The 23388-nt window shown below is 63.5% G+C and carries 22 protein-coding genes and 1 pseudogene; 16 read left to right on the forward strand and 7 right to left on the reverse strand.

What is annotated here, in order from left to right:
* Positions 1–5: 5 nt before the first annotated feature.
* Positions 6–1019 carry a taurine ABC transporter substrate-binding protein gene (gene tauA, locus NKI95_RS08705; RefSeq protein WP_352715924.1) on the reverse strand — a complete coding sequence of 338 codons (1014 nt, stop codon included), beginning with the start codon at positions 1017–1019 and terminating at the stop codon, positions 6–8.
* A 177-nt stretch (positions 1020–1196) separates the two neighbouring features.
* On the opposite strand from tauA, the gene NKI95_RS08710 reads away from it, so the two are divergent.
* The 4 genes from NKI95_RS08710 (at position 1197) to NKI95_RS08725 (ending at position 4228) form a co-directional block, all read left to right on the forward strand.
* Entirely contained in the window at positions 1197–1556 is a 360-nt protein-coding gene (locus NKI95_RS08710) for a hypothetical protein (protein ID WP_352715926.1), read from the forward strand.
* Between the two features lie 147 nt (positions 1557–1703).
* Positions 1704–2156, forward strand: a complete 453-nt coding sequence (locus tag NKI95_RS08715; protein ID WP_352665233.1) for an RrF2 family transcriptional regulator — start codon at positions 1704–1706, stop codon at positions 2154–2156.
* Between the two features lie 49 nt (positions 2157–2205).
* The gene (locus NKI95_RS08720) at positions 2206–3552 is read left to right on the forward strand and encodes an FAD/NAD(P)-binding protein (RefSeq protein ID WP_352715929.1); all 1347 of its coding nucleotides are present in this window, start codon (positions 2206–2208) and stop codon (positions 3550–3552) included.
* Positions 3553–3874: 322 nt separating this feature from the next.
* Complete coding sequence (locus NKI95_RS08725; protein ID WP_352715932.1) at positions 3875–4228, forward strand: winged helix-turn-helix transcriptional regulator; 354 nt, start codon at positions 3875–3877, stop codon at positions 4226–4228.
* A gap of 111 nt (positions 4229–4339) precedes the next feature.
* Here NKI95_RS08725 and NKI95_RS08730 read toward each other — a convergent pair whose 3' ends face one another.
* Both NKI95_RS08730 and NKI95_RS08735 read right to left on the reverse strand, forming a co-directional pair.
* Complete coding sequence (locus NKI95_RS08730; protein WP_352715935.1) at positions 4340–4987, reverse strand: cysteine hydrolase family protein; 648 nt, start codon at positions 4985–4987, stop codon at positions 4340–4342.
* Positions 4984–5313 (reverse strand): hypothetical protein, encoded by a 330-nt coding sequence (locus NKI95_RS08735; protein WP_023675896.1) that lies wholly within the window; start codon positions 5311–5313, stop codon positions 4984–4986. Before NKI95_RS08735 ends, NKI95_RS08730 begins: the two co-directional genes overlap by 4 nt.
* Before the next feature lie 176 nt (positions 5314–5489).
* On the opposite strand from NKI95_RS08735, the gene NKI95_RS08740 reads away from it, so the two are divergent.
* The 9 genes from NKI95_RS08740 to NKI95_RS08780 all read left to right on the forward strand — a co-directional run bounded on the left by NKI95_RS08740 (position 5490) and on the right by NKI95_RS08780 (position 15333).
* On the forward strand, positions 5490–5696 hold the full coding sequence (locus tag NKI95_RS08740) for a hypothetical protein (RefSeq protein ID WP_352715937.1): 207 nt from the start codon (positions 5490–5492) through the stop codon (positions 5694–5696).
* Positions 5680–5889 (forward strand): RidA family protein, encoded by a 210-nt coding sequence (locus NKI95_RS08745; RefSeq protein ID WP_352715940.1) that lies wholly within the window; start codon positions 5680–5682, stop codon positions 5887–5889. The genes NKI95_RS08740 and NKI95_RS08745 overlap by 17 nt, the downstream gene beginning before the upstream one ends.
* Positions 5890–6075: 186 nt before the next feature.
* Positions 6076–7500: a pyridoxal-phosphate dependent enzyme gene (locus tag NKI95_RS08750; RefSeq protein WP_352715942.1), complete on the forward strand. Its 1425-nt coding sequence runs from the start codon at positions 6076–6078 to the stop codon at positions 7498–7500.
* On the forward strand, positions 7497–8678 hold the full coding sequence (locus NKI95_RS08755) for a cystathionine gamma-synthase (RefSeq protein ID WP_352715945.1): 1182 nt from the start codon (positions 7497–7499) through the stop codon (positions 8676–8678). Before NKI95_RS08750 ends, NKI95_RS08755 begins: the two co-directional genes overlap by 4 nt.
* 289 nt (positions 8679–8967) lie before the next feature.
* Positions 8968–9945 (forward strand): GlxA family transcriptional regulator, encoded by a 978-nt coding sequence (locus NKI95_RS08760; RefSeq protein ID WP_352716387.1) that lies wholly within the window; start codon positions 8968–8970, stop codon positions 9943–9945.
* A gap of 293 nt (positions 9946–10238) precedes the next feature.
* Positions 10239–11543, forward strand: a complete 1305-nt coding sequence (locus NKI95_RS08765; RefSeq protein ID WP_352715948.1) for a M24 family metallopeptidase — start codon at positions 10239–10241, stop codon at positions 11541–11543.
* A gap of 307 nt (positions 11544–11850) precedes the next feature.
* Positions 11851–12528, forward strand: coding sequence for an isochorismatase family protein (locus NKI95_RS08770; protein WP_352715951.1), 678 nt, complete (start codon positions 11851–11853; stop codon positions 12526–12528).
* Positions 12529–12544: 16 nt separating this feature from the next.
* Positions 12545–13552 (forward strand): alpha/beta hydrolase, encoded by a 1008-nt coding sequence (locus NKI95_RS08775; RefSeq protein WP_352715954.1) that lies wholly within the window; start codon positions 12545–12547, stop codon positions 13550–13552.
* A 140-nt stretch (positions 13553–13692) separates the two neighbouring features.
* Positions 13693–15333, forward strand: coding sequence for an ABC transporter substrate-binding protein (locus tag NKI95_RS08780; RefSeq protein WP_352715957.1), 1641 nt, complete (start codon positions 13693–13695; stop codon positions 15331–15333).
* Between the two features lie 109 nt (positions 15334–15442).
* On the opposite strand, the gene NKI95_RS08785 is transcribed toward NKI95_RS08780, so the two are convergent.
* On the reverse strand, positions 15443–16972 hold the full coding sequence (locus NKI95_RS08785) for a pyridoxal phosphate-dependent decarboxylase family protein (protein WP_352715959.1): 1530 nt from the start codon (positions 16970–16972) through the stop codon (positions 15443–15445).
* Between the two features lie 25 nt (positions 16973–16997).
* On the reverse strand, positions 16998–18083 hold the full coding sequence (locus NKI95_RS08790) for a PLP-dependent cysteine synthase family protein (protein ID WP_352715962.1): 1086 nt from the start codon (positions 18081–18083) through the stop codon (positions 16998–17000).
* Between the two features lie 247 nt (positions 18084–18330).
* On the opposite strand from NKI95_RS08790, the gene NKI95_RS08795 reads away from it, so the two are divergent.
* A complete protein-coding gene (locus NKI95_RS08795; protein ID WP_352716389.1) occupies positions 18331–20328 on the forward strand; it encodes a transcriptional regulator in 1998 nt (665 codons plus the stop codon).
* A gap of 120 nt (positions 20329–20448) precedes the next feature.
* Here the strand turns inward: NKI95_RS08795 and NKI95_RS08800 are convergent, their stop codons facing one another.
* Both NKI95_RS08800 and NKI95_RS08805 read right to left on the reverse strand, forming a co-directional pair.
* The gene (locus NKI95_RS08800) at positions 20449–20667 is read right to left on the reverse strand and encodes a hypothetical protein (RefSeq protein ID WP_352715965.1); all 219 of its coding nucleotides are present in this window, start codon (positions 20665–20667) and stop codon (positions 20449–20451) included.
* Between the two features lie 135 nt (positions 20668–20802).
* Positions 20803–21441 (reverse strand): annotated as a pseudogene (locus tag NKI95_RS08805) (L,D-transpeptidase).
* A gap of 858 nt (positions 21442–22299) precedes the next feature.
* Between NKI95_RS08805 and NKI95_RS08810 the strand changes: the two are divergent.
* Positions 22300–22689, forward strand: coding sequence for a hypothetical protein (locus NKI95_RS08810; protein WP_352715967.1), 390 nt, complete (start codon positions 22300–22302; stop codon positions 22687–22689).
* Positions 22690–22723: 34 nt separating this feature from the next.
* A complete protein-coding gene (locus NKI95_RS08815; RefSeq protein WP_352715970.1) occupies positions 22724–23158 on the forward strand; it encodes a hypothetical protein in 435 nt (144 codons plus the stop codon).
* Positions 23159–23388 lie beyond the last annotated feature (230 nt).

Below are 23388 nucleotides of genomic sequence, written 5' to 3' on the forward strand. Positions count from 1 at the left end.
AGCCGCTAATTCGAGGCCAGCGCCTCGCCGACATATTTCGACGACACGTATTTCGAATAATCCGGCAACACGGCGTCAATCTTGCCCTGCTCCTTGAGGAAGGCTGATGTCGCCTCGACCGCCTTGACCGTGCCGCCACCGAGGAACTTGTCCGAGGCCTGCTCCTCGAGCGTCGGGAAGACATAGCCCCTCAGCAGTTGCGGCACGTCTTCGAGCTTAGCCCCGGTGATCCTGGCGATCTTGGCCGCTTGCGGCGAGGACACCGACCATTGGTCCGGCTTGGCCAGGAAGTCGGCATAGGCAGCGCCCGTCACTTTGACGAAGTCGCGCACCGCTTCCGGGTTCCTTTCAGCGAAGTCGGTTCGCACGATCCAGGCGTCGAAGGTCGGCGCGCCCCAGGCGGCGACCTGGGAGGAATCCAGCACGACCTTGCCCGTCGTCTTGATCTGGCCGAGTGCCGGATCCCAGACATAGGCGGCGTCGATGTCGCCGCGCGCCCATGCCGCCGCGATCTCCGGTGGCCGCAGATTGAGAATATCGACCGACTTCGGGTCGACACCCTCATGCTTCAGCGCCGCAAGCAGGCTGTAATGCGTCGTCGAGACGAAGGGCACCGCCACCTTCTTGCCGCCAAGGTCGGCGACCTTCTCGATGCCGGCGCCGCTGCGGGCGACAAGGGCCTCGGATTCGCCGATCAGCCCGACAATGAAGATTGTCTGGATGGGAAGCTCGCGGCTCGCCGCCGCCGCCAGCGGGCTCGAGCCGACATAACCGATGTCGACCGAACCGGAAGCGATGGCGGCGATCACGTCGGCGCCGGAATCGAATTTCCGCCAGTCGATTGCTGCCTTGGTCGCGCTCTCATAGGCGCCGTCGGCCTGCGGCACCTTCGAGGGTTCGACGACCGTCTGGTAGCCGATAGTGATCTTGAGGTCCTGCGCATCGGCTGGGCCGAGAAAGGCGGCACCAGCCAAGGCCGCCGAGGACAAGAGAACGATACGTCGCGAAATGGTGGACATGAAAGGCTCCTTGGAAACGAGAAAAACCCGGATTGCGTTTCATAGTCACCTAACTCTATCGTTCTTGTAGAGTTAAATCCTTCCAATCGGTTCGGTCTTGTTAGAAAAAGTCATCTGGCTATGGCAGTTGCCCATTCGCACGCTTCTGGGTGATGGCGCGGGTGAGAACGGTCGTCCTTGTCCGGGAACCGCTTCCACGTCGTCCATGCGCGCAGCAAGAATTTCCCGTTTTCGCCCCTGCATCGGCAAACCCATGCTGTGGATAGCCAAGAAATTGGAAACAAGTTCCCTGTGTTCGCCGTTAAGTCTAGTATCCTTATCGACATTGAAGGATTGGAGAGGACGATGAACGACGCCACCCTCCTTGTTGCCGCGCGCGGCATGCTTTGGCCTTCAAATTCAGGGGCAGAAGCTGCTGTCGGCATTCTCGCCGGTCGGGACATTTCTGTCGCCGGCCAGTTTGGCGGTGTGCCATTGGCGGCGGCTTCTGTGCCCCCGAGGGCACAAGCCCCGGCCAAAATGGCCATTGCGGCTTGAAAACGAAGCAAAATCAACGTTCCTCGGCTTGTATATCATGTCACTAGAATTTATCTGTAGTGACAGCTTGGACGCGGCGGGGAGGCACGCCAGGCGTTTCGCAACCGGTGGCCTTGCGCCATCGCATGACAGAGAAACGTTCGGGTTATGCTCACGAAAAAAGGTAAATACGGCCTCAAGGCGCTCGTCCATCTGGCGCGCCTGCCGGTTGGACAGCTCGCCTTCGTCAACGACATCGCCACAGGAAACAATATTCCGAAGAAGTTCCTCGATGCCATCCTTGGCGAATTGCGTAATGCCGGTTTCGTCCAGAGCCGCAAGGGCAAGGAGGGCGGCTACCGGCTGGCGCGCCCAGCGGACGAGATCAAGGTCGGCCACGTCGTGCGCGTGCTCGACGGGCCGCTTGCCCCCATTCCCTGCGCCAGCCGCACCCAGTATCAGCGCTGCGAAGATTGCAACGAGGCGACATGCCAAGTCCGACATCTGATGCTGGAGGTCCGGCAGGCTATCGCCGAGGTGCTGGACCAGCGCAGCCTCGCCGAAATGCGCGACATCGCCGGCGACGAGGACCTTTCGGCGGCGTTGAAAGTGCAGGCCTGAACCATGCTCCCTTGAGCCGGCGACGATCGCCAGGACAGCTGGTGTGCGCATGACCGGGCGCGCTACGCCAAGTTCCATCATCATTGTCGGTGGCGGCGCCAGCGGCGTCGTGCTTGCCGCGCATCTGCTGAAGTCGCCCAATCCCGATCTCCGCGTCAGTCTGATCGAAAAACGCCCGCATTTCGGGCAAGGCATGGCCTATTCAACGCTGCTGTCGGCGCATGTGCTGAATGTCAGCGCGGCGGGCATGAGCGCCTATGCCGACGATCCCGGCAATTTCTCGCGCTGGCTGCTTGGACGAGGCCTGGCTACGCCAGAGCAGGCGCCGGTCTACGCGCCGCGCAGCGTCTACGCCCGCTATCTCAAGGAGCTGCTCGACGAGCTCGAGGCGCGTGAGCAGCAGACGGGCCGGCTACGCCTGATCCGCGAGGAGAGCCTGTCGATCTCGCCGACCGCTTCCGGCGTCGAGGTGGCGCTGGCCAACGGCACCAGCGTGGTTGCGCATCTTTCCGTGCTCGCCACCGGCCATGACGAAGAGCCGGGGGCGGGGCAGGGCCATGCGATTAGGATGGGATCCGAGGCGGACACTGCGTTCGACCCCGAAGCCCGAGTCCTGGTGCTGGGCACCGGCTTGAGCATGGTCGATGCCTTCCTGTCGCTCGAGCAGCGCGGCCACCGCGGCGCGATCGTCGCGGTGTCGCGGCGCGGCCTGCTGCCTTCGCCGCATCGCAAGGGCAATCCGATCAAGCTCGACGTCGCCGATATTCCGCTCGGCACCCAGCTTTCCTATTTCGTCGCCTGGTTCCGCGACCTGATCCGGGAAAACCACAAGGCCGGCATCGACTGGCGCGACGTGGTCGACGGTCTGAGACCCTTCAACCAGAAAATCTGGCAGAACTGGCCGTCCTCGGCCAAGCGTCGCTTTGTCGAACACACCAAGGCGTGGTGGGATATCCACCGCCACCGCATGGCGCCGCAAGTCTACGCCCGCGTTGCCGAGGCGGTGCAAGCGGGCCGCATCCGCCTTGTCGCCGGGCGCGTCGTCGAGATCGCCGCCGGCGACGGCTTCAGCGTACAGGTCCAGTCGCGCCACACGCAGCAGCTCGAAAGGTTCGACGTTGCTCGCATCTACGATTGCGCCGGCATCGCCAGGGACATCTCGGCCACCTCGAACAGCGTGGTGCGGTCGCTGGTCGACCGTGGGCTGGCACGGCCGGATCCGCTGCGCCTCGGCCTCGACGTGACCGCGAACTGCGAGGTCATCGCCGGCGACGGCACGGTATCGGCCAAGATCCTCGCCGTCGGGCCACTGACGCGCGGCACCTTCTTCGAAATCGACGCCATTCCCGATATTCGCGTGCAGTGCGCGCGGCTGAGCAAGCGCTTACTCGGATGAGAACCTCTTTGTTTTGACGCAATTCCGGATGCAAGACCGCTGCCGTCGGGTGAAAAGATCTCGACCGCATAACCGCGCTCGGTGAAGGCGAACCAGAGGTGCATGAGCTCGCTCCACCAGAAGCCGACCGGCCAGCCCGTGGTGGTCGAGACAGCCGGGTTGGCGATGACGCCACACGTTTCGGCTGTCTCGCATTGACCAGATTGGTGTCGCGGACGCTCATCTTCGTTCTCCTCCATGGATTGGCCGCAGGACGCGACCCTGGCCAGATGACCGGGCGAATTCTGCTTCCGTCGCCACCGTGCCTTGCCTACCATGGCGCATGACCCAACGCGGAAGACTCTACGGCTGCCCGGTCGAGTTCGCTCTCGACGCGCTCGGCGGCAAATGGAAGACGGTGATCCTGGCGCGCATCAAGGAACAGCCGATGCGCTATTCCGAACTGCGCCGACTGATCCCCTCGCTCTCCGACAAGATGCTGACCCAGAGGCTGGCCGAGCTTGTCGAGATCGGCTTCGTCACGCTCGAGACGTCGCCGGACGGCAAGGGACGCTACGCCTTGACCGGGCGCGGCGGTGATCTCGCCGCTGCGCTCCAGGCACTCTATGAATGGGGCAGCGTGCATGGCCGCGCCGAGGGCGTGCGTTTTCGCACCGATAGCGCAGCCACCACCTAGATCAATTCCGGGAAAGCGCGGTTTTTCCATCTGCAATTGCCTGAAAACAAAGGCATAGAGCGGTTCGGCGTTCCGGTGAAACGGTGGGTCGCGCCGGCAAGCCGACTGCCCTCAACCCGCATCGGCAAGCGCGCTGCAGAAGCTTGCGACATCGGTGACAACGGCTTCGCCGAGGAAGCGTAGCGTCGCCATCGAGCGGTCGCGCGCTTCGCGGTTGCCGAAGCCACAGGCGTCCTCGATTACCACGGCGACAAAGCCATTGTCGGTCGCCTGGCGAACGGTCGGCTCGATGCCGATCTCCATTGCGATGCCAGCGAGCGCTATCGTGCGCACGCCGCAATCGCGCAAGGCAAAGCCGAGCGCGGTGGAATCGAAGGCCGACATCGTGAGCTTGTCGAACACCGCCTCGTCCGCGCGGGGTTCCAGCTCGGGCACGATCCGCGTCGCTTCGGCGTCGCGCGGGAACCACGGCTCAACCGTGTCGGGGCTGTCGCGCCGCTGCCAGGCCATGGCGGTGCGCAGCTGCGTCGCCCCCATCCATTTGCGCGGCAGCGACAGATGGCGCGTGAACGCCACCCGCATTCCGGCCACGCGCGCCGCTTCCAGCACTGTGCCGGTGCGCTCGACGATGGTGGCGGCGCCGGCCACCTGGCGGCAGATGCCGACCTGCATGTCGTAGACCACCAGCGCGGTACGGCGCGGATCGCACCACTCACCCAGGTTGGCCGGGATTTCGATCCCGTCGCTCGACCGGATCATGCCGCAGTCCGGTCCCATGGCTTGGCGATATCGACGGTCGGGTCGAACAGGAATTCCAGGGGCAATGGCGCGTCGAAGGCGATGAAGTGCCATTCCAGCAGCCCGGCCTTGGACAGCGGGAAGTCCTCGGTGTAGCGCCGCGCTTCCGCAACGCTGTCGAGCTCGAAGACGATGATGACGCCGCCAATATCGCCGCGCGCATAATTCTCGCGCACGATCCCCGCCTTCCAGAGCCGCCAGACGTTCGACACTTCGTCGCGCAGATAAGGCCGCAGGTCGTCGAGCGTGACGCCGGGCCTGAAATTGTCATAGGCAAGAATCTTCATCGGCCGTTCCTTGCATTGCTGTTCGCCCAGCGCCGGGTAGCATGGCTGAATCGGCGGCGGCAACGAACGAGATGGTGCGTTGAAACGGCCGCACGATTGCCGTTCTGTGCCGCGCGATCCCTATGGGCGGCCGGGCGGCCGCGGGATAATTTTTGCTGAAGAGGAGGAAAAGCGCGGTGACCATCGAAAGGCTGAACCCCGAGGGCATGCACAGCAATCCGGCCTATTCGCAAGGCGTGTCGCTACCGGCATCCGCGCGCATCGTGCTGGTCGGCGGCCAGAATGGCGTCGACGCGCAAGGCCGGATCGTCGCCAGGGACGATCTCGCTGCACAGGACCGCTCAGGCGCTTTCCAACCTGGCAAAGGTGCTCGAAGCCGGTAGGGCAAAGCCTGAAGACCTCATCAGCCTCTCGGTCTATATCGCCGGCGACCTGGACATAGGGCCGGCCTTCGGCGCCTGGATGGCCTTCTGGGCAAACCGTGGCGCGCCGCCGATCATCAAGGTGCTGCGCGTCGCTGGCCTCGGCAATCCGGATTTTCTGATCGAGATGGAAGCCCAGGCGGCGATCGCCTGAGCCCTAAACAGGTTCTGCAAATCTTTTGCCCTGCCTGGAGGCCGGCGAAGCTTTTGCGAAATTCCATTCCCCTGCTGGCGGCCGGATTGGCACGATCTATCTTCTTTCCAACTGCAAACGGCTGGAAAAGACGGTAGGTTGCCGTCTTCCAGGGCGGTTGCTCATTCTGGCAACGGAGCATCTGACATGAGCAAGCACAAGATCGTGGCACCGGACGATGCATCGTCCCGCCTGCGCCCGCCCTATGCCTCGGTTCTCGACCTGATCGGGCAGACGCCGGTCGTCGAGCTGACCAAATTCGACATCGGCAAGTGCCGGCTGTTCATCAAGCTCGAAAGCCAGAATCCCGGCGGCTCGATCAAGGACCGCATCGCGCTGTCGATGATTGCCGCCGCCGAAAAACAGGGCAGACTGAAGCCCGGCGGCACCATCGTCGAGGCGACCGCCGGCAATACCGGTCTTGGCCTCGCCCAGGTCGGTATCCCGAAGGGCTACCGCATCATCCTCGTCGTGCCCGACAAGATGTCGCGCGAAAAAATCCAGCATCTGCGCGCGCTCGGCGCGGAAGTGCGCATGACGCGTTCCGACGTCGGCAAGGGCCACGCCGAATATTACCAGGACATGGCCGAAAAGATCGCCGCCGAGCTGCCCGGCGCCTTCTATGCCAACCAGTTTGCCAACCCGGCCAATCCGCACGCCCACGAAACCACGACCGGGCCGGAAATCTTTCAACAGCTCGGAGGCGATGTCGATGCGGTGGTCGTCGGCGTCGGCTCCGGCGGCACGCTGACCGGGCTCGGCCGCTACTTTGCGAAAGTCTCGCCGAAGACCGAGATGATTTTGGCCGATCCGGTCGGCTCGGTGCTGGCGCCGCTGATCAAGACCGGCAAGATGGTAGAGGCCGGAAGCTGGACCGTCGAAGGCATCGGCGAGGATTTCGTGCCGCCCAATGCCGATCTGTCGCTGGTCAGGAAGGCCTATTCCATTCCCGACAAGCAGAGCATGCTTGCGGTACGCGACCTGCTTTCCAAGGAAGGCATTCTCGCCGGCTCGTCGTCCGGCACGCTGCTTTCGGCGGCACTCCGCTATTGCCGCGAGCAGACCGTGCCGAAGCGCGTCGTTACCTTCGTCTGCGACAGCGGCAACAAGTACCTGTCGAAAGTCTTCGACGATTTCTGGCTGGTTGAGCAGGGCCTGGCCGAGCAGGAGCAGCATGGCGATCTGCGCGACCTGGTCATGCGCACGCTTCGCACCGGCGATGTCGTGTCGGTCGGCCCCGACGAAAGCCTGCTCAACGCCTATGGCCGCATGCGCCGCTCGGATGTCTCGCAACTGCCGGTGCTGGACGACGGCAAGCTCGTCGGCATCATCGACGAAAGCGATATCCTCGCCAAGGTCGAAGGCCCCTATGACAGCCGCTGGGACCGCTTCAAGGCCCCGGTCAGGACGGCCATGACCTCTAACCTGCACACGCTGCAGGCCAGCCAGACGCTGGACGCGCTGCTGCCGGTGTTCGACCGCAACGAGGTTGCCATCGTCTTCGATGGCGACGAATTTATTGGCCTGATAACCCGCATCGACCTGATCAACCATCTGAGGCGCGCCCGATGACCGTCAAAGCCACCGTATCGGGCAAAAACCGCCTCGCCTTCTCGACCCGCACCATCCATGGCGGCCAGAGCCACGACCCGACGACGGGCGCGGTGATGGTACCGATCTATGCCACCTCGACCTACGGCCAGCAGAGCCCGGGCGTGCACAAGGGTTTTGAATATGCCCGCAGCCAGAACCCGACCCGCTTCGCCTTCGAGCGCGCGGTGGCCGACCTCGAAAGCGGCGCAGCCGCCTTCGCCTTCGCTTCGGGGCTGGCAGCGATCGCAACCATTTTCGAACTGCTCGATTCAGGCGCGCATATCGTCGCCACCGACGACATCTATGGCGGCACGTTCCGATTGCTGGAACGGGTGCGCAAGCGCTCGGCCAACCTCCAGGTCGACTTCGTCGACTTCACCGATCTTGCCGCGGTCGAGGCGGCGATCCGCCCGGAAACCAAAATGCTCTGGGTCGAGACGCCGACCAACCCGCTGCTGCGTGTCGTCGACCTCGAAGGTGTCGCAGCACTGGCCAGGCGCAAAGGCGTGCTCTCAGTCGCCGACAACACCTTCTGCAGCCCCTATCTGCAGCGGCCGCTGGAGCTCGGTATCGACATCGTGGTCCATTCGACGACGAAATACCTCAACGGCCATTCCGACATGGTCGGCGGCGTCGCCGTGGTCGGCGACAACAAGGATCTCGCCGACCGATTGAAATTCCTGCAGAACGCCATCGGCGCCATTTCAGGGCCGTTCGACAGTTTCCTGGCGCTGCGCGGACTGAAGACGCTGGCGCTGAGGATGGAGCGTCATTCGTCGAACGGCCAGAAGATTGCGCACTGGCTGGAAAGCCGCCCCGACATCCGCCGTGTTATCTATCCCGGCCTGCCCAGCCACCCGCAGCACGCCATCGCCAGGCGGCAGATGCACGCCTTCGGCGGCATGATCACGGTCGAGCTCGACCGCGACCTCGCCGGCACCAAACGCTTCCTCGAACACACGCAGCTGTTCACGCTGGCCGAAAGCCTCGGCGGCGTCGAAAGCCTGATCGAGCACCCGGCGCTGATGACGCACGGCTCGATCCCGGCGAAAAAACGCGCTGAGATCGGCATTTCCGATTCGCTGGTGCGCTTGTCGGCCGGGATCGAGGATGGCGACGATTTGATTGCGGATCTGGATCAGGCGCTGGCGAGTTGAGGGGGCAGTCGTGTCGGAGGACTCGTGCTGAGACGGACAATTGCCAATGTCGGCGCCGCCCCTCACCTGCCTGCCGGCATCCTCTCCCCGTATAGCGACGGGGAGAGGGACGCCTTTGCCTGTGGTTTCGCAAGTCTTCTGCGCAGCAGAACTAGCGCCGAGGTCGCGACGGCCCCTTTCTCCCCGTCACTATACGGGGAGAAATGCCCGGCAGGGCAATGAGGGGCGGTGCCATCCGTCCCGCAATGTAATTGACTAAGTGGCATCTGGCAGAATTGTAATGCACACCATGAACAACCGACAACGCAACCAACCGACGGCAAACGACACCCCGCTCACCTTCGCCATCCTGGTCTTCCCCGGCTTTCCGATGATGGCGTTCAGCTCGGTCATCGAGCCGCTCCGCGCCGCCAACGTGCTGGCGAAGCGGGACTGCTACCGCTGGATCATCGTCGGCGCCGCCGAAGGTCCGGTGGAGGCCTCGAATGGCGTCGTCATCCAGCCCGGCTTTGCCGCCCATGACGCGCCGAAGGTCGATCGCATCGTTGTCTGCTCGGGCGGCGATGCCGATCATCTCGTCGCGCACGATGCCGTGAGCTGGATCCGCAAGAGCCTGCGCGGCGGCGCCCATATCGGTGCGGTGGCGGATGCGGCGTTCTTCCTCGCCCGCGCGGGCCTGCTCGACGGCCATGCCTGCACCTTGCACTGGACCAGCCAGGCAGCCTTCACCGAAGCGTTTCCGGATATCGAGCTGAGGCGCGATCTCTATGTTATCGACCGCAAGCGCTTCACTTCGGCCGGCGGCGTCGGCAGTCTCGACATGATGCTGGAAATCATCACCAACGATTATGGCGCCGAGCTTGCGGCCGGCGTCGCCGAATGGTTCGTGCACAGCCCGCTACGCTCCAGCGTCGACCGCAAGCTGATGCCGCTGCGCCTGCGCACCGGCGTGCAGAACGAGCTGGTGCTGTCGGCCATCGCCATCATGGAGGACGCGGTGGAGGAGCGGCTCGGTATGGCGGAACTGGCGGGGCGGCTTGGTGTCTCCTCCGACAAGCTCGAACGTAATTTCCGCTCCGAACTCAGCATCTCGCCCAACGGCTACTACCGCCGCCTGCGGCTGAAGCGCGCCGCCGACCTCTTGGCGCATTCGACGCTGATGGTGCGCGATGTCGCTCTGGCCTGCGGGTTTGCTTCGATGTCGAGCTTTGCCCGGGCGTTCCGGGAGGAACACGGCCACGCGCCGAAGGTGATGCGGCGGCATTAGATGCGTTAACCGCTCCACGCCGAGTTCCCGCCCACCCCCCTCTGGCCTGCCGGCCATCTCCCCCGCAAGGGGGGAGATCGGCAGCTTTGGTCCCGCCGCATATCCTGCTGCGTTGGTCATTGGCGAAGGCCGACGCGACATCCAATCTCCCCCCTTGCGGGCGAGATGGCCGGCAGGCCAGAGGGGGGTGCTGTCCCTCCAGCGCCTCTGCGGCGTCCGGCACAACATCTGCGGGATTCGGCATAGCCTCTTCGCGGCGCGCCGCTATGTTCAGGGCCTTCCAGGAGGCACCCATGAGCATCGTCGTTTTTGACCCCGACAGCACCGAGGATGTCGACTTTAGGGATCGCATGCGCCATCCGGCTGCGGCGGATCCGGCCGGCGGCATGTGGTTGTCGGATACCGAGCCGTCCTTCATCGACGCCGACGCGCTGCGCAAGGGCCGGCTGGCCAGGCTGCGCGCCTGGATGCGCGAGGCCGGCTATGGCGGCGTGGTTTTGTTCGACCCTTACAACCAGCGCTACGCCACCGGCTCGCGCAACATGTTCGGCTATTTCCTGCGCAACTCGACGCGCTATTTCTTCATCCCGACAGAAGGGCCGATCGTGCTGTTCGAATATCCGCAGAGCTACCATGTCTCGATGGTGCTCGACACGATCGACGAGGCGCGTCCGTCGAAGCTGGTGTGGTCTTCGGTTTCGGGCCGTGACGACGAAACCGCCGGTCCGTTCGCCGACGAGATCGCCGAATTGCTCAAGTCGCATGGCGGCGGCTCGATGAAGCTCGGCCTCGACCGCTGCAGCCATCTGCAGGCGCTCGCGCTGGAAAAGCGCGGCTGCGAGGTGCGGGATTGCCAGGGCGAGATTTTGGCGGTGCGCGCGGTCAAGACACCCGAGGAAGTAAAATGCCTGCAGGTGTCGATGGCTGGCGCCGAGGCTGCGGTCTATGCGGTGCGCGAGGCGATCAAGCCCGGCGTTTCCGAAAACGAGCTGTTCGCCATCATGTATGGCGAGGTGATCCGACAAGGCGGCGAGTTCATCGAAACCCGGCTGCTGACCTCGGGCCAGCGCACCAATCCGTGGTTCAACGAGGCGAGCGGCCGCAAGATCAGGCCGGGCGAACTCTTGGCGCTCGATACCGACACGATCGGCTGCTACGGCTATTATTCGGACTTTTCGCGCACCTTCCGCTGCGGCCCGGGCAAGCCGACGGATTATCAGAAGTCGCTCTACCGCATGGCGCACGACCAGGTTCAGCACAATATCGGGGTCGTCAAGCCGGGCATGGCGTTTCGCGAGATTGCCGAAAAGGCCTGGAAAATCCCGGACCGCTTCGTCGACCAGCGCTATACCTCGGTCATGCACGGCGTCGGCATGCATGGCGAGACGCCGTTCATCGCGCACGCCATGGATTACGAGACCTATGGCCGCGACGGGGTCATCGTGCCCGGCATGGTGGTCAGCGTCGAGAGCTATATCGGCGAGAAGGGCGGCCGCGAGGGCGTCAAGCTGGAAGACGAGATCCTGATCACCGAGACCGGCACCGAGCTTCTGTCGCGCTTCCCCTATGAGGATGAGTTTCTGGAGAAGCAGGTTTGACGCTCATCCTTTGGCGACTGTCGGAACCCCCCTTCGCTTCGTCATCCTGGGGCGGAGCAAGGAGCGCAGCGACGCGGCGCAGACCCCAGGATCCATGCCGTGACTTCAGAGCGCTGCTGCCGCGCAGAATTCTGCTCCGTTGCACGCCACGGCTAACGTCACGGCATGGATCCCAGGGTCTTCGCGACGGAGCTTCGCTCCTGCTTCGCCCTAGGATGACGAAGGTGGGGGCGCTTCGGCCAATCACCACTGCTTGCACCGGCGCGCTGAAAGGAACAGCGTTAGCCCGCAACCCAGGCGCATTCGCATGAAAAGCCCGATCTCGATCAAGCGCGGCAAGGTGGCGGCGGCGTTCATCGATCTCCAGGAGGAGCATCGGCGGGACAAGCGCTATCTGGTCGAAGGCTATGGCGACATCCTCGCCAACGTCCAGCGCCTGCAGGCAGCGGCACGAGCCAATCATGTGCCTTTGTATCACTGGGCCTATATCGTCGATCTCGCCACGGCACGGCCGTTCCACCCGGTCGAGGCCAACGGCAAGTCGGCGTTTTCCGACAAGGATGATCCGCTGACGGCGATCTGTCCAGAGGTCGGCCCCGTGCCAGGCGAGACGATGCTGGTCAAGACCGATGCCAGCGCCTTCCGCGCGGGGCCCGCCGCCGAGCGGCTGAAGGCCGACGGCATCGAGTGGCTGGTCTTTGCCGGCGTCTGGACCGAGGCGTGCATCGATGCCACCGTCAAGGATGCGGTGGCGCTCGGGTTTCGCGTGCTGCTGGTCAAGGATGCCTGCGGCAGCGGCAGCACTGCGATGCACCAGACGGCCATTCTCAATCTCGCCAACCGGCTCTATGGCGGCGCCGTCACCACCACCGACGGCGCCTGCCGGCTGCTGGCCGGCGAGACGGTCGAAGCCTGGCAGGTCGAGGGCTCGGTGCCGCTGCGCTTCAGCTATGAAAATGCTGCCCGGCTCTACGCCGAGCTCTGAACGGGATCGCGAAGCGATGATCAGCGAGGCCGAGCGACCCGAAACGACAGGGCGCGGAAAATACCAAACGCTGCTCGATCCGGAACTGTGGGCCTATATCGACAGGGTCAATGAGTGGCATCCGCCCGAAATCGTCTACATGCCGATCGAGCGGCAGCGGGCGGTCTATGACGCCATGTGCCGGGCGTTTCGCGAGCCCTATCCACCCGGTGTCAAGGCCAGCGATAGCGCGGTTCCTGCCATCGACCATGTGGTCCCGGTCCGGCGTTACCAATTGGCGGGCACGGCGCCACAAGCGATGGTCGTCTATTATCACGGCGGCGGCTTCGTGCTTGGCGGGCTCGACAGCCATGATGACATCTGCGCCGAGATTTGCGCCGGCACTGGCTTTGCCGTTTTGTCCGCCGAGTACCGGCTGGCGCCGGAACATCTGCATCCGGCGGCCTTCGAGGATGCGCTGGCCGTATTCGAACGGGCGACAGCGACGACCGGCTTGCCGATCGTGCTCTGCGGCGAAAGCGCCGGCGGCAACCTGGCCGCTGCGGTGGCACAGGCGACACGCCGCCATCCTCACCATGCGATCGGCCAGGTGCTGATCTATCCCGAGCTCGGCGGTGACGAGCTGGACGGCCCAGAGCTGGACGGCAAAGCGCGCGCGGGCTCCTATGTCGAGCACGCCGAGGCGCCGCTGCTGACATTGCGCGATGTCGAATTCTATCGGCATATCCGGGCAGGGAAGGGGCAGTCGCCGGACGACCCGACATTTTCGCCGCTTAGCGATACCGACTTCTCCGGCCTGCCGCCGACGGTCATCGTCACTGCCGAATGCGACCCGCTGTCAGCGGACGGCCAAGCCTATCGCGACCGCATCCTTGCCGCCGGCGGCAAGGCCTGGTGGCGCGAGGAGCCGCGGCTGGTGCACAGTTTCCTGCGCGCCCGCAAAACCGTGCCGCGAGCCGGCGAGGCCTTTGATCGCATCGTGGCGGCAATAGCCGCGCTGGGCGGGGGTGACTGGCCGGAGTGACGCGGGCCGTCTTCCAAGCTCCACTGTCGCGGAACAGCGCACAACAACTGCGGAAACCCGAACACTGCTGCGGTCAGGCCAGCCCTATCATCACGCCCGCCCGCATCCGCGATGCGCCGGCCCGACAGGGAGGATTTACGATGAAGTTCATGCTGACCGATCGAAAACTGCATCCGCAGGCCGAGCCCGTCGCCGACGGCTTCAGGAAAGGCCAGATGAACCGGCGCGAATATCTCGCCACCATGGCTGCGCTCGGCGTCAGCGCTGCCGGCGCGTTGGCGCTGGGCGGGCTTGCGCCGTCGCCGGCCAGGGCCGAGGAACCGAAGCGCGGCGGCATCTTGCGTGTCGCCATGAACGTCAAGGGCTGGAAGGATCCGCGCACCTTCGACGGCGTCGAGATGTCCAACGTCGCCCGCCAGTGCAACGAATATTTGGTGCGCTGGAAGCGCGACTTCACCTTCGAGCCATGGCTGCTCGAGAGCTGGGAAACCAGCGACGACGCCCGCGTGCTGACGCTGCATGTGCGCAAGGGCATCACCTGGTCGAACGGCGACACCTTCAACGCCGACGACGTGATCCACAATCTGACGCGCTGGTGCGATGCGTCAGTCGCCGGCAATTCAGTCGCCGCGCGCATGGGCGCACTGGTCAACGCCGATACCAAGAAGGCCGTCGACGGCGGCATCGAGCGCGTCGACGATTTCACCGTCCGGCTCAATTTGCCTAAGCCCGACATCTCGCTGATTGCCGGCATGGCCGATTATCCGGCGCTGATCATGCATCGCAGCTATGAAGGCGACGGCGATCCGCTGAAGGCATTGGCGATCACCACTGGGCCTTGCGAACTCGTGGCATGGGATGCCGAGGTCGGCGCCGAAGTCCGCCGCAAGGACAAGCCATGGTGGAAGGGCGAGTTCTATCTCGACGGCATCAAATGGGTCGACTACGGCTCCGATCCCAACGCCATGCTGTCGGCATTCGAATCGGGCGAGGTCGACACCGACCACGAAACCGCCTCCGACACGGTTGCGCAGACCGATTCCATGGGCCTGAGCAATTCCGAGATCGCCACCGGCTCGACCATCGTCGCGCGGTTCAACATCGGCAATCCGCCCTATGACGACATCAAGGTTCGGCGCGCCGCCCAGCTCGCAGTCGACAACGCCGCCGTGCTGAAGATCGGCATGGACAACCGCGGCAAGCCTGCCGAGAACCATCATGTCGGGCCGATGCATCCCGAATATGCCGATATCGGCCCGGCCGTCCGCAATGTCGATCAAGCCAAGGCGCTGCTTGCCGAGGCCGGCAAGGCCGACCACGAATACGAACTCATCTCGGTCGATGTCGACTGGCAGAAGAGCACCGGCGACGCCATCGCCGCGCAGATGCGCGAGGCAGGGCTGAAGATCAAGCGCACAGTGCTGCCGGCCGCCACCTTCTGGAACGACTGGAGCAAATATCCTTTCTCCTGCACGGAATGGCTCGGCCGGCCGCTCGGCGTGCAGGTGCTGGCGCTCGCTTATAAGTCTGGCGCCGCCTGGAACGAGAGCGCCTATGCCAATCCGGAATTCGATACTCTGCTCGACAAGGCGCTGGCAATGCCCGATCCCGGCGCCCGCAAAGAGCTCATGGCCAAGATCGAACAGAATTTGCGCGATTCCGGCGTTATCATCCAGCCCTACTGGCGCTCGGTCTATCGCACCTATCGCAAGGGCGTGCATGGCTGCGAGCAACACCAGTCGCTCGAGCAGCATTTCGAGAAGGTCTGGATTGAGGCGTGACTGCGGGTCTTCCCTTCTCCCCTTGTGGGAGAAGGTGGATTGGCGCGCAGCGCCAAGACGGTTGAGGGGTGCTGGACGGAGTGCCGTCGGTACCAAGCTGGAACACCCCTCATCCGGCCGCTTCGCGTCCACCTTCTCCCACAAGGGGAGAAGGAAGAGCCACGCCCCTCCCTGAAATCTCCCGTCCAAGCCGCACCGTTTCCCGGATCAGCAGGTCCAGATCGTCGCGCCGGGTGCGGTGGTTGTTGATCGCCACCCTGAGGCAATGCTGGCCATGCACCGTCGTGTCGGAAATGGCGGCGATGCCTTCTTCCTGCAGCCTCAGCATGATCTCGGTGTTGAGCGCTTTCAGGCGCTCAGCGTCCAACCCATCGGCGCGGTAGCGAAAGCAGACGATGTTGATGTTCACCGGCGCCACCAGTTCGAGTGCCGGTTCGGCCTCGATCAGCGCACCGAGATAATGCCCTTGCGCGATGTTCTGGTCGATCAGCCGACCGAACTTTTCGATGCCGTGCTCTCGCAGCGCCATCCACACCTTCAGCGCCCGGAAGCCGCGCGTCGTCTGCAGGCCGTAATCGTGCAGCCATTGGCCGGAGGCCAGGCCGCGCGGCGTCGATTCCAGATATTCCGGCGTCACCGCGAACGTGCCGCGATGCGCGGAGGCATCCCGGATCAGCGCGCAGCCGACCTCGAAGGGCGCGTGCAGCCATTTATGCGGATCGAGCGCGATCGAGTGGGCGTGCTCGATGCCGGCGACGCGATGCGAATTGTCCGGCGCAATCGCAAGCAAGGCGCCGATGCAGCCGTCGATGTGAAACCACAGATCTTCTTTTGCGGCCAGGTCAGCCAGCGCTTGCAGATCGTCGATTGCGCCGGTGTTCACTGTGCCGGCCGTACCGATTACGCAGGCCGGCTTGAAACCGGCCTCGCGGTCCTCAGCGATCGCCGCCCGCAACGCAGCGATGTCGATCCGCAGCCCCGCATCGCTCGGGATGCGACGCAGCGCCCGGTTGCCGAGGCCGAGCGCTTCCATCGCCTTGCGGTGACAGGAGTGAAGCTGGTCGGAGCCGTAGAAACGCAGCGGCTTGTCGATGCCGGCAACGCCGTGCTCGCGTATGTCGATGCCGGCCTTGATGTTGCGCGCCACGGTCAGCCCGATGATGTTGGCCATCGAGCCGCCGCTGACCAGCGTGCCGCTGGCCGATTGCGGAAAGCCCATCATTTCCTTGCACCAGTCGACGACCTGGTTGTCCATCAACGCGGCGGCATGGTTGCCGCCGCCGAGGTTGGAGCCCTGGATCGCCGCCAGGAAGTCGCCGAGCGCGCCGGTGAAATTGCTTGAGCCCATATACCAGGACCAGAAGCGCGGATGGATGTTGCCCATCGGATAGGGCATCAAGCTCCTGGTGACGTCGCCATAGATTTCTGCCAGCGGCGCCGGCGAACACGGCAGCGGCGATGTGAAGAAGGTCCTCACATCAACCGGCATCTCCTGCCACACCGGACGCTCTCTGACATCGCGCAGGTAAGCGACGGCATCATCGACGATCCGATGCGACAAGACCTGCACGTCGGCCCAGTTCGAGGGGTCAAGCGTTTCCTCGGTGGCCGTGACGGCCAGTCCAGGCTTCGTGTCCATGCAGGCCGCTCCCGATGTGCCGCCGTCACGCCGGAAACTGGCAGCCGGGCGTCGACTGCGAAAGCGCGGTCTCCTCGGCGTCCATCTCCGCTTCGATGCCGTCGAATAGCGGCGTCGTCATGTAGCGCTCGCCGGTGTCGGGCAGCATGCACAGGATCACCGAGCCGGGCGCCGCCCTTTCCGCGATCTGCCGCGCCACAGCGAAGGTCGCTCCGCCGGAGATGCCGGTGAAAATGCGTTCCTTCTGCGCCAGCGCCTTGGCCCATTTCGTGCCCTCGGGCCCGGCGATCGGCACCACCTCGTCATAGAGGCCGGCGTCGATCGCCTCCTGCAGCACGTCCGGAATGAAGTCGGGCGTCCAGCCCTGGATCGGGTGCGGCTCGAACGCCGGATGGCTGGCGGCAGGCGCGCCGCCGGTGCTGCGCTGCTGCGGCTTGCCGCTGCCGATAAGCTGCGCATTGGCCGGTTCGGCGAGCACGATCCGGGTCTCCGGCCGCTCGCGGCGGAGCACGCGTCCGACGCCGGCGACGGTGCCGCCTGTGCCGTAGCCGGTGACGAAGCAGTCGAGCCGGGCGCCGGCGAAATCGTTGATGATCTCGCGCGCCGTCGTCGCTTCGTGAATGGCGGCATTGGCCTTGGTCTCGAACTGGCGGGCAAGGAACCAGCCATTGGCTTCGGCGAGCTCCGCCGCCTTCGTGTACATGCCAAAACCCTTCTGGGCGCGCGGCGTCAGCACCACCTTGGCGCCCAGCATGCGCATCAGCTTGCGGCGTTCGATGGAAAAACTGTCGGCCATCGTCACCACCAGCGGATAGCCCTTCTGGGCGCAGACCATGGCAAGGCCGATGCCGGTGTTGCCGCTGGTCGCCTCGACGACGGTCTGGCCCGGCTTCAAAGCGCCGCTGCGCTCGCCCTCCTCGATGATGTTGAGCGCCAGCCGGTCTTTTACCGAGGCGGCGGGATTGAAGAACTCGGCCTTCACATAGATCGTGGCATGGTCCGGTCCGAGATTATTGATGCGGATCGCCGGCGTATCGCCGACCGTATCGAGAATGCTGTCGAACAGACGGCCGCGCCCGGCGGTGGTTCTGATTTTCTGTTGATGCAACACGTCGATCTCCTCGCTTTGTCGTTGTCTCTTGTAGTCACGGGCCGGTTACAGACCGGTGGCTTGGGCGGCGAGGTTTCGAGACCTTGTCGCGCTACATTTGCCTCCCGGCAATGCCAGCATCCGGCGCGGGAATTCGCTGCCGGATGCACCGTGTCGCGTTTGGTGATAAAACAAAGGCCGACTGGCCAGCGTGGGAGCAGGCGTGGAAACGTACGTGGAATCCGCCCGATCGAGCCTCGGTGGCGAGATGGCCGGTCTTTCGGTGCGTCTGCTCGGACCGCTGACGATCGCACGCAACGGCACCTCCGTCGAGCTTCCGAAGTCGCGCAAACTGTGTGCGCTGTTCGCCTATCTGGCGCTGGCGCCGCATCCGGTCGGCCGCAGCCGCCTGTGCGAGCTTTTGTGGGATGTGCCGAACGACCCGCGCGGCGAGCTTCGCTGGTGCCTGAGCAAGCTTAGAGGCATCCTCGATGAACCGCATCATCGCAGGGTCGAGACACCAGGCGACATGATCGCGCTTGATCTGAGAGGTGCTTCCGTCGACGCTGTCGACATAGCCTCGGCCGCCGCCAAGGGCGTTGAGACGCTCGGTCTAGAGCGGCTCCAGGCTCTTTCCGGAATGTTCGCCGGCGACCTTCTCGATGGGCTGGAGATCGACCGCAGCCCGCATTTCAACAGCTGGCTGATCGCTCAGCGCCGTCGCTTCACCTCGTGGCACGCCGCCATCCTGGAACATCTCGTCAACAAGCTTCCGGCGGATGCCGACGAGATGTCTTCGCATCTGGACAAATGGCTGGAACTCGCTCCGTTCGACGGGCGCGCGCATGTGGCTCTTCTGAAAGGGCTGGCGCAGCGCGGCCAGTTTGGCGCGGGCGAGGAACATCTCGCTTCAGCGGCGCAGCTGTTTGCTTCGGAGGATCTGGATTTCGGACCCGTTCGTGAGGCATGGCGGATGATCCGCAACGAACGACCTGCCGCTACGCTCTGGGCGCGACCGTCACTCGTACCCGCGGCCCCTCACGCGTCAATTATGCTTTCCCGTTCCGATACCGCTGCATCACAGAAGGCTTCGCTCGCGGTGATGCCGTTTGCCGAAGAGGCGGCTGTCGGCGGCCCGCGCGGTGGATTGGCCGACGGCCTCACCCACGACATCATCACCCGCCTGGCCAAGCTCAGGGACTTTTTCGTCATCGCGCGCGGCTCGGTGTTTGCCTTGGCGGAGAAAAACATCGCGCCCGAAGATGCCGGCCGGCGGCTCAACGTCGACTATGTCGCCACCGGCACCGTGCGCTGCCAGGCCGGCCGCGTCACCGTCGCGGTCGAGCTGGTCGAAGTGCGCACCGCCAGGATCGTCTGGGCCGAGACGTTCGAGCGCAGGCCGGACGACATCTTTGCCGTGCTCGACGATATCGGCAACAGTATCGTCTCGTCGATCTCGGCCGAGATCGAAACGGTCGAGCGCAATCGCGCCATGCTGAAGGCGCCCAATTCGCTGAACGCCTGGGAAGCCTACCACCGCGGCCTCTGGCACATGTATCGCTTCACTCGCACGGAAAACGAACAGGCCCGGCATTTCTTCGACATAGCCTTGAAGCTTGATCCGACCTTCGCCCGCGCCTATGCCGGGCTCTCCTTCACCCATTGGCAAAATGCCTTCCAGCGTTGGGGCGACCGCGACCAGGAAAGCGCCCTGGCCTTCGAGGCAGCCGGCCAGAGCCTGCTCGTCGACGATCACAATCCGGCCGCGCACTGGGCCATGGGGCGGGCGCTGTGGCTGCGCGGCGAGCAGGACGGCTCCCTCATCGAGCTGGAACGCGCCGTAGACCTCAGCCCGAATTTCGCGCTCGGCCACTATGCGCTCTCTTTCGTCCATTCGCAGTCCGGCGATCCGCAGGCCGCGATCGGCTCGTCCGACCATTCCAGGCATCTGAGTCCCTTCGATCCGCTGCTGTTCGGCATGTTGGGCGCCAGGGCGATGTCGCATGTCCGGCTCGGCCAGTTCGACGAAGCCGCCGAATGGGCGCTGAAAGCAGCCGCGCGTCCCAACGCCCATGCCATCATCCTCGCGATTGCCGCGCATTGCCTTGCGCTGGCGGGGCGGCTGGAGGAGGCTAAAAGTTTCGCCGCTGCGCTGCGCAAGATGCTGCCGAACTACTGCGCCGACGATTTAATCGGCACCTTCCGCTTCGAGCCGGGCGCCGAGGCGCTGTTCCGGCAAGGCGCCAGGCGGATCGGGCTCGGGTGAAGCAGGCGCGGTTAGCCGGGTTCTCCAAACCGCTCATCGCGGCTGGCCGCCCCAAACATCGTCATGTCCGCAGCCAAGGCGCATCGTCAGATTGGTTGCGAATTCGTCGACCAGAGCGGATCAGACGGGCTCAACCGATTTGACGTTGCCGGCGGTGTCCACGAGGCAGCTTGTCTTCTTGTCACTGGCATCGAGTTCGACCTGATAGGTCTTGGAATCGAGCTTGCTCGATGAAACCGGAAGTATCTTCGTGCTGTCGACGCCGCTCGCCTTGGCGACCGCATTGGCGCAAAGCAGCTGAAGGTCCGCCGGGGCCGTCTCGACCTTGGTCCTGGACATCTGGTCCTGAGGCGGCGGCGGTGGCGCGCTGACGCAAGCGCTGAGGGCTCCAGCCAGGAGTGCGATTGCTGTCGCCCGGATTGAAGTTCTCACTGCATTTTTTGCCGACATTGCTTGTCCCTCTCCGAATGCCGCTCACACACCCTTGTAAAGTGCCGCCCCTTGCATGAGAACGATGACCTTGGCCCCAACTTTGACGCGGGATGCGAGATCGACGATGTCGTCGTTCTCATACGGATGCATCCCGATGACACGTCGAGCCCGATCGTCCATGGCTCCGGGGTCCCGTGTATCCGGTAGATCGTGTCCTGGTCGCGCTCATAGAGGTAGAACGCCCTCGCGCCGAGCGGGTTGTCGGGCCCTCCCTTCATGCCTCCGGCGTATTTCACCGCCTTCGGATCGCGAGCGACCATTTCGGCCGGAGGCGTCCAGGTCGGCCACTCCGCCATGCGGCCGACGCGCACGATGCCGGCCCAGCCAAACCCCTCCCGGCCCACGCCGATGCCGTAGCGCATGGCCTGCTGACCCGGCTGCACAAGGTAGAGAAAGTGCTGGTTGCCATCGATAATGATCGTGCCTGGCGCTTCCGCGGTGCGGAATTTGACCATCTGCGGACGAAATGCCTCGGGCACCTCATTATGCGCGGCGTAGTATTTGCGCCTTGGTGCGATCGTAGTCCACCCATTTGTGGGTTTTCGGGTCGAAAACCTGTGTTCCCGCAGCCAGCGCTCTTCCCCCTCGCTTCGGTGCTGAAATGAACCGGGACGGGAACAATCTGTCGCGGCAAGCACCGGGTTGTGACAGCAGCCCCATCTTCCGACGGGCAACGGCTGAAGGTGCAGCAGTGCGTCCGCCAAAGAGAGCGCCTTCACGTGCCGCCCCTGCAGGCTACCCGATGACAATCCGACTGGGAAGATGCTCACAACGCGGCCGCGGCGCCCTCCACTGCGCCTCTATGCGGCACGCCGCAGCGTTGAAAGTCCGGTAAACGGGCGGCGTTTCTTTCGGCCTGCGCAACTGCCGGCTGGGTTCGAAAAAATACCACAATAGATCGCGATTAGGGCGATCATATAAGATGCAGTCTCGTCGCGCCGTTTTTGTAAAGCTGGCGCAAAATTCACAGCAACGTAGAATATTACTTGTACTAACTCGGATTAATGAGAACAGAACTAAGGGAGTATTCCGGAATCTTGCTACTGGTCACATTTCAGTATCTGCTAAGATAGCCAGTGCTGATTCCGAATTATTAAGCATTTGCAAAATTCAATCCTGCGATATTGGGATTTGTCCTTGTCATAGGCTGACTCGGATGCAATTTCTTGGAAGCACAGCCGCGTCAGCGGATTGTTGAAACATGCTTGGGCGGATGGGGCACTAAGCATGGAGAGGAATATTGACATTCGCTAATGCGGCGGCCCCCGCCGGGAGCGTTTCCTCCTACGTAAGAGATTACGGCAACCGTCGGCTAAGTCGTCGAATGCATCGCCCACAGCCCGGCTCTCGTTCGATGGCCGGCGAAGCTTTGCCGTCCTCCGATTGGCGCCAGACTTCGCGGCAAGAGCGGGGATCGCCGCCTGCAATGGCCTTCCGATATGGACGATGTCCGCCGCCAACCAGTCGGAGGAATGAGTCATGAAATTCGTAATCTGTGCGGCCTTGGCCACTGCTTTGATGGCGATCTCCGGTTGTACCATCGACGACTACGATGGTTGCCGCGGAAGGACCTGCCTGGTTGATCGGTCCCATAAAGGGAGCCGGAAGATAGACGACCGGCCGCAGTTCGACAGGAACGGCAATCCCAACTTCGATACCAGGGGCCGTTACATCGGCTGCCATGGGCTCGGATGTAAGGTCGACGATCCTGATGACGGGGATCAAAGCATCGACGACAGGCCGCAGTACGATAAGGAAGGCAATCCGAACTTCGATACGCAAGGCAACTACCAAGGCTGCCGCGGCATCGGCTGCGAGGTCGATACACCGGACGATGACAATTCATCGGACGACGACGATTCCGATTAGTGGACCCTCCAACACGAACGAAGAGGATGCCCTCATGTCTGAATCCAACGGTCTTATCCCGCGATGTGCCAAAATCATGATGATCGGCCTCATGGGGTTGGGAATGACACTGACCTTCGCTTTCGCCGCGAATGGTGCCTGCGACGGCGTAAAGGTCGATGTGACGAAGGTGCGCAAGCAGGAATATGCCCCCCTCGTTGCCTCGGCGTTGGACAACAAGGTCAAGCCCGCTCGGGTGAAGTTCATCACGATCATGGAGAACGGCAACTGGAGCGCCACCTACGTCTCCACGCCGGTGAGCGACGACGGCGTGATGTTCTTCCAGACAGTCGACGGAAAAAAGCAATTTCGCGACGTGTGGGGCGGCTATGCCGACCCGTCGGAAAAACCTGAACTGGTATCCTGGGCGAAGAAGCTCGGAGCGCCGCAAGATCTGGCAAAGTGTTTTGCCGAGGAAGTTACGGAATGACGGTGATGATCGCTGGAAATTGCCGCTGACCGTTGGTGCAGGGGGAGAGTGATTGGTGAGCGCTCCGGGGAGCGGGGCCTCTGAGATCGATTCCAATCATCAGCTGCAGGATGTGCAAAATGCAAACTGTTCGAAAGTCCAGACTGATAATGCAGTTCGCCCGTGCATTGGCAACTTCAGTGAAAATGACGGCTGTTGTGAGTGTAGCCGTCCCGCACACGATCAATGTT

It is taken from the genome of Mesorhizobium sp. M0306, from assembly GCF_040321655.1.
In the GTDB taxonomy this organism is placed as follows: domain Bacteria; phylum Pseudomonadota; class Alphaproteobacteria; order Rhizobiales; family Rhizobiaceae; genus Mesorhizobium.